Below are 14,337 nucleotides of genomic sequence, written 5' to 3' on the forward strand. Positions count from 1 at the left end.
TATTGTTTTTCACGGTTGCTGCTGTTTATTGTTTCTCTGGATCTCCAATTGCAATCGCGATCAATTCATTCAGCCTAGTTATACGGCCTTCATAATATAGATAACCAACTAAGCTCTCCAAAGCTGTAGCGAGACGATAGTCAGCAAGATCAGCATTTTTGGGCGGTGTGCCCGACTTTGCATTTCGACCGCGGCGGACAATATCCGCCTCTTCCTCAGTCAGATGCGGCTGCCAGCGATCCAATATTTTTTTCTGTCCCTTTGCGGATACAAACTTGGTTGCTTCCCGATGAATATGATGCGATTTCTGGTTCGGGAGCGAAATTAAATATTGTCTGATAAGCAGCTCGAAGACCGCATCTCCTACATAAGCGAGAATAATTGGATTCATTAGCTGCGGTTTTTTGGATGGGGGATGAAATAGCAGCATGTTTGTTGCATTATCCCCGCTCATTTGCGCCGCCAACGGATACCTTGCGGAGTATCCTCGAGTATAATATTTTTCTCAGTCAGCAGTATGCGTATTTCATCAGCTCTCGCCCAGTTCTTGGCAAGACGGGCTTCTGTCCGCTCGATGATCAGCTGTTCAATGTCCTCGTCAAGCAGCTCTGCGTCCGCCTCTTGCTGAGGGAGCAGTCCAAGCACAGCATCCATTCGTTCCAGCAACACTAACAGCGCTTGGATTGCCTTGGATGAAGCATCCGCTCGATTCAAATATTGATTCGCCTCTCCCACTAAATCAAATATAGAGGTGATGGCGTCAGGCGTATTGAAATCATCACTCATTTTGGCATGGAATTGTTCATGTATTAACTTAAGCTTGGCATCTAGAGCATCATCTCCAGATGGAACTAGTCCATTAACTGTAGCTGCCGCTTGAAGCGACTCTTCTTTAAACGCTGACAGTCTATGCTTAAGATTCGCTGCGCAGTTGGCAATCCGCTCCACGCTATTCTCCGCTTGCGATACCGTATCATCGCTAAAATTGAGCGGACTGCGATAGTGAGTGGATAGCATAAAATAACGAATTGCATGTGGTTTTACCCGCTTCACCAGTTCATGGACTGTAATGCCATTGCCGAGTGATTTGGACATTTTTTCATTGTTAATGTGGATATAACCGTTATGCATCCAGTAGTTGGAGAGCGGCTTGCCTGTCAACGCCTCTGATTGTGCGCACTCACACTCATGATGCGGGAATTGAAGGTCATGTCCGCCGCCATGAATATCCAGCGTATCGCCAAGATACTCACGAGCCATTGCTGAGCATTCAATATGCCAGCCTGGACGTCCGGCGCCGAATGGGCTATCCCATTTGATCTCTCCTGGCTTAGCGCCTTTCCAAAGCACGAAATCCTGCTGGTTCTCCTTGCGGTCGCCAATTTCAACCCGGATGCCGAACTGAAGCTCATCAATATTTTGATGGGACAGCTTACCATAATCCGCGAATGCAGCTGTGCGATAATATACATCGCCTTCGCTCATATAGGCATAGCCTTTGTCTATCAACCCTTGTATAAACGTAATGATCTGAGGAATATGCTCAGTTACACGCGGATTAAGTGTAGCCCTATGAACGCCTAAAGATTCAATATCTGCATAAAATGCTGCAATAAACGTCTCCGCTACTTCCGGAACAGTCGTACCCAGCTGCTCCGCTTTACGAATAAGCTTATCGTCAACGTCTGTAAAATTCACAACGTACTGCACTTCATTTCCGATATCCTCCAAATAACGACGAGCTACATCAAAGAAAATAACGGGTCTTGCATTACCAATATGGATATAATCGTAAACGGTTGGACCGCAAACATACATTTTGACTTTCCCAGGCTCTTGCGGCACAAAGGTCTCTTTCAGCCGTGATGCCGTGTTATAAATCGTTACTGTCATTTTCTTATGTCTCCTCCAGCTACAGGTTTCCGAAGCTCCTTTAGTTCGGTTTTCAGCCCATCTATTTCCTTCTGCATCGTACGGAACATTTCTATGACCGGATCTGGAAGCTGTGTGTGGTCTAATCGATCGCCTACACGCTGTCCATTCCGTTTTACTACGCGTCCGGGATTTCCCACCACCGTACAATTGGCAGGTACCTCTCTCAGAACGACCGCATTCGACCCAATATTGGAAAATTCGCCAACCTCGAACGAGCCGAGCACCTTAGCACCTGAGCCTATAACGACATTATTGCCAATAGTCGGATGCCGCTTACCTTTTTCTTTGCCTGTTCCGCCTAGGGTGACACCTTGATAGATGACGACATCATCACCTATTTCGCAGGTTTCCCCTATGACCACTCCCATACCGTGATCGATAAACAAACGATCTCCGATTGTAGCCCCAGGGTGGATCTCTATCCCTGTCATAAAGCGACTGATCTGCGAGATCACTCGCGCTATCGTAAAAAAGCCTTTGCGATATAAGGGATGGGCGATACGATGTGCCCATATGGCGTGTAAACCCGAATAGGTGAAAACAACCTCAAAGCGGCTGCGGGCAGCCGGATCATTTTCGAAAACCGCCAATATGTCCGATCGGAAATGACGAAACATAAGCAATGCTCCTTTTTCAAACACTCATAAAATTCAAATAAAAAAGCCCCCGCAGCATATTATGCTGCAGAGGCGTGTTATCTCGCGGTCCCACTCTGCTCAAACAAAGAAACAGCCTGTGCTGTGTCTTGTTCATCTTAAGGTCTTTAACGCAGACGTTACGTTGTTGCCTACCCTGCCTAGCCCAATGTACATTCTCAAAAACGATAAAACATGCTCGCTTTATCCTTATGATCGTACATCTCCTGCTGCAGCAGCTCAGAACAAAGCTCCCAGGTGCATATTTCCGTTCGGCGGACCAGACAACTTGCAGCCCCATTCTGCTTTCCCTTTGTCACATCACATGCGACGCCGATTCGAATGACGGTTGTCCTCTCTGCGAATCCACAAGCAAACGTACTTCTCCTGTTCATGGCCGTTCAATTCATTCATTTATTAGTCATAGTATACCGAATACCCAAAAATGTGACAAGGACATTCTGTTCACTCTACTATATTAACCGTTTATCGCTCCTATAGACCGTATCCAGTTAGACGCCCACGCAGTCGACCAATAACCTTCTCTTTTCCTAATAAAGCAATCGATTGATTGAGGTCAGGCCCGTGAGTCTGCCCGGTAAGCGCAGCACGAATCGGCATAAATAGCTGCTTTCCTTTGAAGCCTGTTCCCTTCTGAACAGCCTTAATCATTTCTTTGATGCCATCCACCTGGAACGAGGATTCTCCCGCTTCGATCAGTGCCAGGAAGGCTTGAAGCACTGTAGGCACCTGCTCCTCAGCCAGCACCGCTAGCGCTTCCTCTTCATCCTCTACCGTATCACGGAAGAACAGCTCTGTCATTGGCACGATTTCCGATGCATAGCGAAGTTTGTCCTGATGGAGTGCTACCAGATCAGTAGCCCATGCACGGCCTTCCGCATCAAGCTCGCTAGCTACAAGGCCTGCTTTCTGCAAGTGCGGCAAGCAAAGATCTACAACGCGCGCTAGATCCGCTTTCTTCAAATATTCATTGTTCATCCAGCTTAGCTTTTGCGTATCGAATACCGCAGGGCTTTTGCTTAAGCGTTCCGGGTTAAAGACAGACACCAGTTCGTCCCGAGTATAGATCTCCTGCTCACCCTCCGGCGACCAGCCGAGCAAGGTAATGAAGTTGAACATTGCCTCCGGCAAATAACCGAGATCATCGTACTGTGAAATAAACTGAATAATCGACTCATCACGTTTGCTCAGCTTCTTGCGCTGCTCATTTACAATTAGCGTCATATGTCCAAATAGCGGAGGCTCCCAGCCAAAAGCTTCATAGATCATCAATTGACGCGGCGTATTGGAAATATGATCCTCACCGCGAAGAACATGGCTTATTTTCATCAAATAGTCATCCAGCACTACCGCAAAGTTATAGGTCGGTATTCCATCCTTCTTCACAATGACGAAATCGCCCATTTCTACAGTATCGAAGCTAATTGAGCCTTTTACGATATCGTTAAACGCATAGGTCCGATTCTCAGGCACACGGAAACGAATACTCGGAACACGACCCTCAGCTTCAAAAGCCTGTATTTGCTCCTCCGTCAAATGGCGATGCTGTCCTGAATAACGAGGCGTTTCACCGCGCGCTGTTTGCTCATCCCGCTCCTTCTCAAGCTCTTCCTCAGAGCAGTAGCAGCGATATGCTAAACCGCGATCGATAAGCTGCTGCCAGTACTCATTGTAGATATCAAGACGCTCCGTCTGGCGATAAGGGCCATAGCCGCCCCCAATATCAATACTCTCGTCCCAATCTATACCGAGCCATTTCAAATACTGTAGCTGACTTTCTTCCCCGCCTGCTACATTGCGCTTCACATCCGTATCCTCAATACGAATGATAAGCTTTCCACCTTGATTTCTAGCAAATAAATAATTAAATAAGGCCGTTCTTGCATTGCCAATATGTAAATGTCCCGTCGGAGATGGGGCATAACGAACTCTAACCTCTGCTGTCATTTCAAATACCTCCTCTAAATTTTGCTCACTCGAAAACATTCGCTAACGCTGAATATTTCCGATCATAGCACATCCTTAATTAGACAGACAACGGATTGTGCAGCAATCCCTTCGCCGCGTCCTGCGAATCCCAGCTGCTCCGTGGTCGTAGCCTTCACATTCACCTGGGTTACATCTGCCTCGAGCGCCTTTGCAATAATTTCTGTCATTTGGGGAATGTAAGGAAGCATTTTGGGCCGCTGTGCAATAATAGTGGAATCAATATTGCCTAGCTTATAGCCGCGCTCACGCACAAGCTTCCATACCTCCTCGAGCAATTTCAAGCTGTCGGCATCTTTAAATGCAGCGTCGGTATCAGGAAAATGCTTGCCGATATCGCCAAGCGCAAGTGCGCCTAAAATAGCGTCCGTTATCGTGTGCAGCAGCACGTCGGCATCCGAATGCCCGAGCAATCCCTTCTCATACGGAATGGTTACTCCCCCAATGATACAGGGACGCCCTTCTACCAATTGGTGCACGTCAAATCCTTGTCCTACTCGAATCATTCTTGCTCACCGTTCCTCTCTGCCTGATCGGCACGACGCTTTGCGAGCAAAAATTCCGCCCACGGCAAATCTTCAGGCGTCGTAATTTTTATATTTGTGTATTCGCCTTCCGCAACAGTTACACTAGCGCCCATACGCTCAACCACCATCGCATCATCTGTCCCGATAAATTGCTCTGCCATTGCACGCTCATGCGCGTCCAGCAGCTGGACACGCCGAAAAGCTTGCGGCGTTTGAATCGCCCACAAGCTTCGGCGGTCAGGTGTTGAAACGATCATTCCCGCTTCATTCACTTGCTTTATCGTATCTTTAACCGGGACAGCGAGCACAGCAGCACCGCTTCGCTCAGCCTGCGTGCAGCACGCACGAACCGCAGCCGCCGTTACAAGCGGACGCACGCCGTCATGCACCATAACCCAGTCCGTCGACAGCTCCTTCAAGCCGCAATAAACAGAATGCTGGCGTTCAGCTCCCCCGGCAACAATGCTCTTCACCTTTGTTACTGCATATTGCGAGGCCCAGTCCCGGCAGCGCTCTACGTCCTCGCTTCCAACTACGAGCACAATTTCCTTCACCGTATCCATCGACTCGAACAGCTCTAGCGTATGGACGAGAATAGGCTTGTCCCCTAGCTGCAAATACTGCTTGCTCTCCTTAGTTCCCATCCTTGTGCCTCTTCCAGCTGCAACAACGATAACTCCCCAATCTGCTCCCATGACTCAACCCGCCTCACACTGTGTTAAAGCATATGCGTCTATAAGACTCGCATCTATAAACCCATTTATGCTTCACTGCGAAACGAGCTTTTTCCGCCATCCGGCGGCGTTAGCCGTTTGCGCTTAAACAATAGTACTATCATACCTTGTTACAGCGCTTTTTCCAACAGCTTAGGCTTAGCGAATATCATTCGGCCTGCTGACGTTTGCAGCACGCTCGTCACGAGCACTTCCATCGTGTTGCCGATATATTCACGTCCGCCTTCCACTACGATCATCGTGCCGTCATCCAAATAAGCGACGCCTTGTCCATGCTCTTTGCCGTCTTTTATCACTTGAACAATGATTTCTTCTCCCGGCAGGACTACAGGCTTCACTGCATTAGCCAAATCATTAATATTAAGTACCGATACGCCTTGCAGCTCGCAAACTTTATTTAAATTAAAATCATTCGTAACAACCTTGCCATGAAGCGCCTTAGCCAGCTTTACAAGCTTGCTGTCCACTTCACCGATTTCCTCGAAGTCTCCCTCGTAAATAAGAACCTTCACATCGAGCTCTTTCTGAATCTTGTTCAAAATATCAAGCCCGCGCCGTCCCCTATTCCTCTTCAACAGATCTGAAGAATCAGCAATATGCTGAAGCTCCTCGAGCACAAATTCTGGAATAACAAGAGTGCCTTCAATAAAGCCTGTCTTGCAGATGTCTGCAATACGACCATCAATGATTACGCTTGTATCAAGTATCTTATGTTCCTCATAGCCGCCAGCCTCATCTACAGGAGATACGCTTCTGCGTCTCTCAAGCAAAGCTGCAAATCCCTCTGCAAGCTCCTCCTGTTTGTGCAAACCGATATGCATGCCCAAATAACCGAAGCCTATCATCATAACCGCAGGAATAAGCCTCCCCATTCCCTCCAGAGCGGATACTGCCGGATAAATCAATACAGTCAATAACAGCCCTGCGAGCAGCCCTCCTGCGCCTGCAATCAGCTTTGGCATCGGTAGTGCTGCTGCCTGCTCTGCGCCCTTGTGCATATAGCGAATGATTTGTCCTGCTAGCATCGTTGCCAAAACCACACCAAAAACCGCGCCAATGGCTACATTCATGTAATAAGTGCCGGATCGCTGCATCATTCCAAAGGATGAGCCTGACCATACGGCCGCTCCGTTGATCCATCCGTATACTTCACCGCCAGCCATACCACCAAACAACATACCCATTATTTGAATTATTCGTCTAACCATTATGGTTCACCTCCATTACAATTATGTTCCAATAATTGCCTTGTTAACCCTAGGGGCGGCTACAAATTACAAAGATTTATAATTTTTAATAATTCATATTTTGAAAAGACGGCATAAGAAGCTTATAATGTAAATTAAGATCGCATCCTAAGAGGGTGGTGAAAGAGGTGAAACCAATGAGTGCTCCTACACTGGATCAATTTCAACAGCAAGTATCCGAATTGCTTCTCCGGCACCGCAGCTTACTAGATGTTATGTCAAAATTCGGTCAATCAGGCGCTACTGTTAACCGGGCGGTCACGAAAGCTGTAACAGACTGCGGCTGTATCGAGTTAAACGCTAAGAAACAGCAGTATTCCAACGATTCTGATCTTGAAAATGCCAAGGAAACACTGCAAAGTCATCTCTCCGGAGCCGTCTGCGAGAACTGCCGCGACGTACTGAAGGCCGATTTAGGCCGCAACTTATTTTATATGACTGCTTTATGTAATCTGCTCGATATTCAGCTCGATGAGGTTATCGCTGATGAATACGACAAATGCACTACATTAGGGCTGTTTAATTTAACGTAAATAGAAACAAACAAGAAGCTTGAGGATATTTTCTCCTCAAAGCTTCTTGTTTTGTATGGATAGAGTTTATTAACTTATATGAAAATAAAAATAGCGCTCCTAACCACAAAACATTGTGATTAGAAACGCTATGCTCTTCGTAATCGTAAAGGCTTAAGCTGGCTTCTCTGATTTAACAGAATCGTCAGCAGCTTCATCCTTTTTTTTTCGTTTGCGATTTTTCTTGGGCAAACGTCGTTCAACGTTTTTTTTTAGGCCGTACAGCGCGTAAAGCAGCAGCGGTACGAATAATATTTTAGATAGGTCATTTTTAAACACTAAGCCTAAAATAACAGATACCACAATAATAATCGGCACTACCCATACTGCGCTCTTTGGAATGCCTACCTTCTTGAAATTCGGATATTTAATGGTGCTGACCATTAGCAAAGCAAGCACGAGCGTGCTCGTAAGCAGCACAGAAACGTAAATGTCATTCTTGAATAAAGCTAATGTAGCAAGCACACCGCCTGCCGCTGGAATCGGAAGTCCGATAAAGTAACCAGGCGCACTTGAAATGACATTGAAGCGAGCAAGCCGGAGCGCGCCGCAAATCGGAAACAATGCCGTTATAATCCATGCAAGCGCTGGATTCAAATCTTGAAACGCAACTACATACATAATAAATGCAGGAGCTACACCAAATGAAATCACATCGGATAAAGAATCAAGCTCTTTACCAAATTCACTTTGAACGTTTAGCGCCCGAGCAACGCGTCCGTCTACACCGTCGAGCAGCATCGCGATCAATACCATCATGGCTGCCGTATCTGGTTTTTCATTAAATACAAGAATGATGGCGATTACCCCTAGAAAAAGGTTCCCCACCGTGAGAAGGCTCGGTATCGATTTTACGATCATCTTTTCCACCTCTTCTCTACTATGCCCCAAAACCTTAGCGAATGTACCTTAGGCTGCAGAATCACATTCAATCCATTGTATGGGATTTAAATTTGCCTGTCAATGAACATCTGCTCTTGTATGCGCTTCAAACCGTCCTTGATCGCACGTGCCCGCACCTCGCCGATGCCCTCTACCTCGTCTAATTCTTCAATCGTTGCCATCAAAATATGAGGCAGCCGTCCAAAGCGTTCAATCAGATTGTTCATAATAATGAGCGGCAATCTAGGGATCTTGTTCAGGAGGCGATAGCCTCGCGGAGAGACCGACTCGTCGTTTATGTTGTTCGTATGTGTATAGCCAATCAACCTTATAATTGGAGGAGCATCCAGCAGCTCATCTGAGCTTAGCTTCTTTAGGCCAGCACGTATTTCCCTAATCTTCTCATCCGAGTTTTCTTTGGCGTAATCCCTAAGCAGGTACCACGCATCCTCTTCTACTCCGCCGACAAGCTCATCCATTTGCATGCTGATGAGACGGCCTTCCGTTCCCAGCTCATTGACGTATCGTTTGATTTCCAGCTTAATTCGCAGTACCATCTCCACACGTTGAATAACATGTGCAACCTCCTGCAAGGTGACAAGCTCCTCAAACTCCAGCGCAGATAAATTAGTAAAGGATTGGCTAAGCACCGCTTTATATTTCTCGAGTGTCTGAATGGCTTGGTTCGCCTTAGTCAAAATAACGCCCATATCCTTCAGTGAATAACGAAGATTCCCTTGATACAAAGTAATAATGTTACGCCGCTGAGAAATCGACACAACGAGTTTCCCCGTTTGTTTCGCTACACGTTCAGCCGTTCGGTGACGTATTCCCGTTTCGATTGACGGAATTGAGCTGTTCGGTATAAGCTGCGTATTCGCATATAAAATGCGGCGCATATCCTCGCTTAAAATAATCGCGCCATCCATTTTGGCAAGCTCATATAAGTAGTTTGGCGAAAAATCGCAGTTAATGGAGAAGCCTCCATCAACGACCTCCATAACCTCCGGACTGTACCCTACAACTAGCAACGCCCCTGTTTTCGCCCGAAGCACATTCTCAAGCCCATCACGAAAAGGGGTGCCTGGTGCGACTAGTTGCAACAATTGATTCATAACTTCAAGCTGAGTTGGTTCCTTCATCATCTGCCCCCTATCCAAGCGCTGCCTTAAGTGCTTCTGACACTGTGCTTACGCCAATAATTTCGATGCCTGTGGGCGGCTTCCAGCCCTTTAAGCTTTTCTCAGGCATAATAACACGTTTAAAGCCAAGCTTCTCTGCTTCCTTGACCCGCTGCTCTGCACGCGATACGCCACGCACCTCACCTGTTAGCCCGATCTCGCCAAAAATGACATCATAAGGCTTTGTCGGAGCATCCCGAAAGCTCGAGGCTATGCTGACTGCAGCTGCAAGATCGACTGCCGGCTCATCCAGCTTTACTCCGCCCGCAACGTTCAAATAGGCATCCTGCGTTTGTAGAAACATCCCGTTTCGCTTCTCGAGCACCGCAATAATAAGTGCCATGCGATTATGGTCAATGCCTGTGGACATTCTTCGCGGAGAAGGAAAATTAGTTGTTGCCACAAGCGCCTGCAGCTCTACCAGCACAGGTCTTGTTCCTTCCATGCTCGCTACTACCGTTGATCCTGATACACCTAGCGGACGCTCCGACAAAAACAATTCCGATGGGTTGGAAACCTCTCTTAGTCCTTCCTCACCCATTTCGAAAATGCCAATCTCGTTTGTCGAGCCGAAGCGATTTTTTACAGCCCGCAAAATGCGATACGTATGATGACGCTCCCCTTCAAAATAAAGGACACAATCGACCATATGCTCCAGCAGCCGCGGCCCTGCAATAGCGCCTTCCTTCGTAACATGACCTACAAGCACCGTTGCAATTCCTTTAATTTTGGCTACCCTCATAAAATGCGCTGCGCATTCGCGCACTTGTGACACACTTCCAGGGGCCGATTGCACATTCGGATCATAAACCGTTTGAATCGAATCAATGACGAGGAAATCAGGCTGAACCGACTCAATCGCATCATTAATTTGCTCCATATTGGTCTCGCATAATACATACAGCGATTCCGTCAGCGCGCCTAGTCGATCAGCTCTAAGTCTCGTTTGGCGCACTGATTCCTCCCCAGAAATATAGAGAACCTTAAGTCCCTTCACTGCAAGAGCATGAGAGGTTTGCAGCAGCAGCGTTGATTTTCCGATACCGGGGTCCCCTCCCACAAGAATAAGAGAGCCTGGAACAACGCCCCCGCCAAGCACACGGTTAAGCTCAAGCATCTTTGTTTCAATACGAGGCTCTTGCCCACTTTCTATATGTATGATGGACTGCGGCTTTTCTTTCGCATGAAACGATGACATTCCGACGCCCTTCGTCTTCACAACGGTTTCTTTCTCTTCTACCATCGAGTTCCAAGCGTGGCAGCCTGGGCATTTTCCTAGCCATTTCGCCGCTTCGGTGCCACATTCAGTACAAACAAACTTTGTTTTAATTTTGGCCATTCTGTACTCCTTAAACGTTATGGGGCTGCGTTGCCTTCTAAAGCCGTCCCTCACGATCTTCTTATCAATGACACTAAGTAAAGTTTAACATTTAATCAGTTAGGTATAAACCCACATTGTTGATAAATAACTGGATCAGCGCTCCTATTATTCGTTTTCCACAATTAATCTAGTCCCTTATTAGAAATAAAAATTATATCCACAGACTTATTAACATTTAATCAACATTATCCACAGGTCTTCAACATAAAATAGACATAAAAAAGCTCCCGTTATCCACAGTGGATAAGGAAGCAATTTAAGATGCCCGTTTATAAGGATGATTAGTCTAATCAAATCCCAATTACAGCTCCAGCTTGTCTCGCAACCAGTACGCGATGAATCGTCAGCTGCGAGCCCAGCATGACGCTTTCCGCTGGTTTGCCATCTTCACCATGCTGCTGGCTTCCCTTATGCGCATGGGCTTGACGGAATGATTCGCTGTTTACCCAGCCCTCGAAGGACGCTTTATTTTCCCAGGTCGTACTGACTTTAAGCTCGTCGTGTTCCTCTAAGCCCTCCGTCAGCAATACCTCCATACGTACAAATCCAGCAGACGAATCAATTCCTTTTGAGTTTTGAAAACGTTTGGCGACCGACTCGCCATGACCTGATTTTACTTTTATCGTATTGGTAACAACGATCATTGTTGTTCCTCCTATTCACTTTTAATCCTTAATTTCATTATACGATAATGATTCTCATTGTCAATTATTCATATAAATTTAAACAGCCCCGCCAGCTATATTTCAAGCTGCGGGACTGTTAGTCATTCTATTTTATTTTGCTGTGGTCTCTTCAGGCTCTTGCTCCGGAATGGATTTCGTAACCGTTAAGCCGCCGTCTTTCTCATCAATGGTGAACGTATCGCCTTTTTGGATTTTGCCCATTAGCAAATCTTCAGACAGGCGATCCTCAATATGCTTCTGAATAGCTCGGCGAAGCGGACGTGCTCCGTATTGCGGATCGTAGCCTTCTTTGGCAAGAAAAGCTTTTGCAGCATCCGTCAGTACAAAATCAACCTCCTGCTCACGAAGCCGCTTGCGCAGCTCCTCCGACATGAGCGTAACGATCTGAGCAATATGCTCCTCGCCAAGCGAGTGGAATACAATGCTCTCATCAATACGGTTCAAGAACTCCGGACGGAAGCTTTTCTTAAGCTCGGCTAGAACTTTATCCTTCATTTGCTGGAAGTCGCGTCCCGCATCCTGAACGGCTGTAAAACCAAGCGATGAATTGCGCTTAATTTGATCCGCGCCTATGTTAGACGTCATAATGATCAAGGTGTTCCGGAAATCAACAACGCGGCCTTTCGAATCCGTCAAACGTCCATCCTCCAGCACTTGCAGCAGGATGTTGAACACCTCAGGATGAGCCTTCTCGATCTCATCTAGAAGAACGACCGAATACGGCTTGCGGCGAACCTTCTCCGTCAGTTGTCCGCCTTCCTCGTAGCCCACATAGCCTGGAGGCGCTCCGACTAGTCTTGATGTCGAATGCTTCTCCATGTACTCGGACATATCGATGCGGATAACGGCATTCTCATCGCCGAACATGGCTTCCGCGAGCGCTCTTGCCAGCTCTGTTTTACCGACACCAGTTGGCCCTAAGAAGATGAAGGAGCCGATTGGACGCTTCGGATCCTTCAGCCCTGCACGAGCACGGCGAATCGCTCTAGATACGGATCTAACCGCCTCATCTTGACCAATGATGCGATCATGGAGAATTTCTTCCATTTTCAGAAGCCGCTCCGTTTCGCCCTCTGCCAGCTTGCTCACCGGAATACCCGTCCAGCTTGCGACAACCTGTGCAATATCCTCAGGCGTTACTTCGGAGTCTGTGCGGCCTTGCTTTTCTTTCCACTGGTTTTTCGTAATATCAAGCTCTTCACGAATTTTTTGCTCCGTATCGCGCAGTGCTGCTGCCTTCTCAAATTCTTGGCTCTGTACCGCAGCATCCTTCTCCTTGCGAATATCCTCCAAGCGATTCTCAAGCTGCTTCAAATTCGGCGGTACCGTGTAAGAATGCAGCCTTACTTTGGAGCCAGCTTCATCGATAAGATCGATCGCTTTATCCGGCAAAAACCGATCTGGAATATAACGATCAGACAGCTTCACCGCTTGCACGATTGCTTCGTCTGTAATTTTCACGCGGTGGTGAGCCTCGTAGCGGTCACGAAGACCGTATAAAATTTGAATCGCTTCTTCGGGAGACGGCTGATCCACAGTAATCGGTTGGAAACGACGCTCTAGCGCTGCATCCTTCTCAATATATTTGCGGTATTCATCGAGTGTAGTTGCACCGATACATTGCAGCTCGCCTCTTGCCAGCGCCGGTTTCAAAATATTAGAAGCGTCGATAGCGCCTTCTGCTCCGCCTGCGCCGATCAACGTATGAAGCTCATCAATAAATAGAATAATATTGCCTGCTTGACGAATCTCATCCATAATTTTTTTCAAGCGGTCTTCGAACTCACCGCGGTATTTGGTACCTGCAACTACAGAGCCCATATCCAGCGTCATTACACGTTTATCGCGTAATGTTTCTGGAATTTCGTTCTCGATAATTTTTTGTGCGAGTCCTTCCGCAATAGCTGTTTTACCAACACCAGGCTCACCGATTAGCACTGGATTGTTTTTTGTGCGACGGCTAAGCACTTGAATCACACGCTCAATTTCTTTGCTCCGTCCAATAACAGGATCCAGGTTTCCTTCCTTCGCATAAGCGGTCAGATCTCTCGCGAGACCATCCAGCGTAGGCGTGCTCACATTGGCTGGCGAGCCATGGTTGCTCGATACCGCTTCACTGCTTCCAAGCAGCTGCAGCACCTGTTGACGCGCCTTATTTAGGCTAATGCCGAGGTTGTTCAGCACTCGTGCCGCCACACCTTCTCCTTCGCGAATAAGACCAAGCAAAATATGCTCTGTCCCCACGTAGGTGTGTCCTAGCTTTCTCGCTTCATCCATGGAAAGCTCAATTACTTTTTTCGCGCGCGGCGTATAAGCGATGTTGTTAGGCTGCTCTTGCCCGCGTCCGATTAGCGCTTCAACCTCATCTTGAATCTTCTCAAGTCCAAGACCGAGCCCAATAAGAGCCTTAGCCGCTATTCCTTCACCTTCACGAATAAGACCAAGTAAAATATGCTCCGTACCAATGTTATTATGTCCAAGGCGTACTGCTTCCTCTTGCGCCAATGCCAGCACCTTCTGTGCTCGCTCCGTAAATCTTCCAAACATCAT

The 14,337-nt window shown here is 47.2% G+C and carries 14 protein-coding genes; 1 reads left to right on the forward strand and 13 read right to left on the reverse strand.

Features of this window, described 5'->3' with window-relative positions; all coding sequences use genetic code 11:
* Window positions 1–25: 25 nt before the first annotated feature.
* The 8 genes from MHI37_RS28525 to MHI37_RS28560 all read right to left on the reverse strand — a co-directional run bounded on the left by MHI37_RS28525 (window position 26) and on the right by MHI37_RS28560 (window position 7,046).
* Entirely contained in the window at window positions 26–454 is a 429-nt protein-coding gene (locus tag MHI37_RS28525) for a ribonuclease III domain-containing protein (protein ID WP_076338920.1), read from the reverse strand.
* Window positions 451–1,893, reverse strand: a complete 1,443-nt coding sequence (gene cysS / locus MHI37_RS28530) for a cysteine--tRNA ligase (RefSeq protein WP_076338921.1) — start codon at window positions 1,891–1,893, stop codon at window positions 451–453. The genes MHI37_RS28525 and cysS overlap by 4 nt, the downstream gene beginning before the upstream one ends.
* Complete coding sequence (gene cysE, locus MHI37_RS28535; RefSeq protein WP_076338922.1) at window positions 1,890–2,552, reverse strand: serine O-acetyltransferase; 663 nt, start codon at window positions 2,550–2,552, stop codon at window positions 1,890–1,892. The genes cysS and cysE overlap by 4 nt, the downstream gene beginning before the upstream one ends.
* Window positions 2,553–2,749: 197 nt before the next feature.
* Entirely contained in the window at window positions 2,750–2,965 is a 216-nt protein-coding gene (locus MHI37_RS28540) for a hypothetical protein (protein WP_144023768.1), read from the reverse strand.
* A gap of 100 nt (window positions 2,966–3,065) precedes the next feature.
* The gene (gene gltX / locus MHI37_RS28545; protein WP_076338923.1) at window positions 3,066–4,538 is read right to left on the reverse strand and encodes a glutamate--tRNA ligase; all 1,473 of its coding nucleotides are present in this window, start codon (window positions 4,536–4,538) and stop codon (window positions 3,066–3,068) included.
* A gap of 62 nt (window positions 4,539–4,600) precedes the next feature.
* Window positions 4,601–5,083, reverse strand: coding sequence for a 2-C-methyl-D-erythritol 2,4-cyclodiphosphate synthase (ispF, locus tag MHI37_RS28550; RefSeq protein WP_076338924.1), 483 nt, complete (start codon window positions 5,081–5,083; stop codon window positions 4,601–4,603).
* Window positions 5,080–5,799 carry a 2-C-methyl-D-erythritol 4-phosphate cytidylyltransferase gene (gene ispD / locus MHI37_RS28555; RefSeq protein WP_076338925.1) on the reverse strand — a complete coding sequence of 240 codons (720 nt, stop codon included), beginning with the start codon at window positions 5,797–5,799 and terminating at the stop codon, window positions 5,080–5,082. The genes ispF and ispD overlap by 4 nt, the downstream gene beginning before the upstream one ends.
* Window positions 5,800–5,948: 149 nt before the next feature.
* On the reverse strand, window positions 5,949–7,046 hold the full coding sequence (locus MHI37_RS28560; protein ID WP_076338926.1) for a PIN/TRAM domain-containing protein: 1,098 nt from the start codon (window positions 7,044–7,046) through the stop codon (window positions 5,949–5,951).
* Window positions 7,047–7,222: 176 nt separating this feature from the next.
* On the opposite strand from MHI37_RS28560, the gene MHI37_RS28565 reads away from it, so the two are divergent.
* A complete protein-coding gene (locus MHI37_RS28565; protein WP_076338927.1) occupies window positions 7,223–7,618 on the forward strand; it encodes a DUF1573 domain-containing protein in 396 nt (131 codons plus the stop codon).
* Window positions 7,619–7,771: 153 nt separating this feature from the next.
* Here the strand turns inward: MHI37_RS28565 and pssA are convergent, their stop codons facing one another.
* From pssA to clpC, 5 genes are all read right to left on the reverse strand, one after another.
* Window positions 7,772–8,518 carry a CDP-diacylglycerol--serine O-phosphatidyltransferase gene (gene pssA / locus MHI37_RS28570; RefSeq protein WP_076338928.1) on the reverse strand — a complete coding sequence of 249 codons (747 nt, stop codon included), beginning with the start codon at window positions 8,516–8,518 and terminating at the stop codon, window positions 7,772–7,774.
* Between the two features lie 86 nt (window positions 8,519–8,604).
* Window positions 8,605–9,681, reverse strand: a complete 1,077-nt coding sequence (gene disA, locus MHI37_RS28575) for a DNA integrity scanning diadenylate cyclase DisA (protein ID WP_076338929.1) — start codon at window positions 9,679–9,681, stop codon at window positions 8,605–8,607.
* A 10-nt stretch (window positions 9,682–9,691) separates the two neighbouring features.
* The gene (gene radA, locus MHI37_RS28580; RefSeq protein WP_076338930.1) at window positions 9,692–11,059 is read right to left on the reverse strand and encodes a DNA repair protein RadA; all 1,368 of its coding nucleotides are present in this window, start codon (window positions 11,057–11,059) and stop codon (window positions 9,692–9,694) included.
* A 332-nt stretch (window positions 11,060–11,391) separates the two neighbouring features.
* Entirely contained in the window at window positions 11,392–11,745 is a 354-nt protein-coding gene (locus MHI37_RS28585; RefSeq protein ID WP_076338931.1) for an antibiotic biosynthesis monooxygenase, read from the reverse strand.
* A gap of 132 nt (window positions 11,746–11,877) precedes the next feature.
* Window positions 11,878–14,337 (reverse strand): ATP-dependent protease ATP-binding subunit ClpC, encoded by a 2,460-nt coding sequence (gene clpC / locus MHI37_RS28590; RefSeq protein WP_076338932.1) that lies wholly within the window; start codon window positions 14,335–14,337, stop codon window positions 11,878–11,880.

Source organism: Paenibacillus sp. FSL H8-0548, assembly GCF_038630985.1.
Taxonomy (GTDB): domain Bacteria; phylum Bacillota; class Bacilli; order Paenibacillales; family Paenibacillaceae; genus Pristimantibacillus.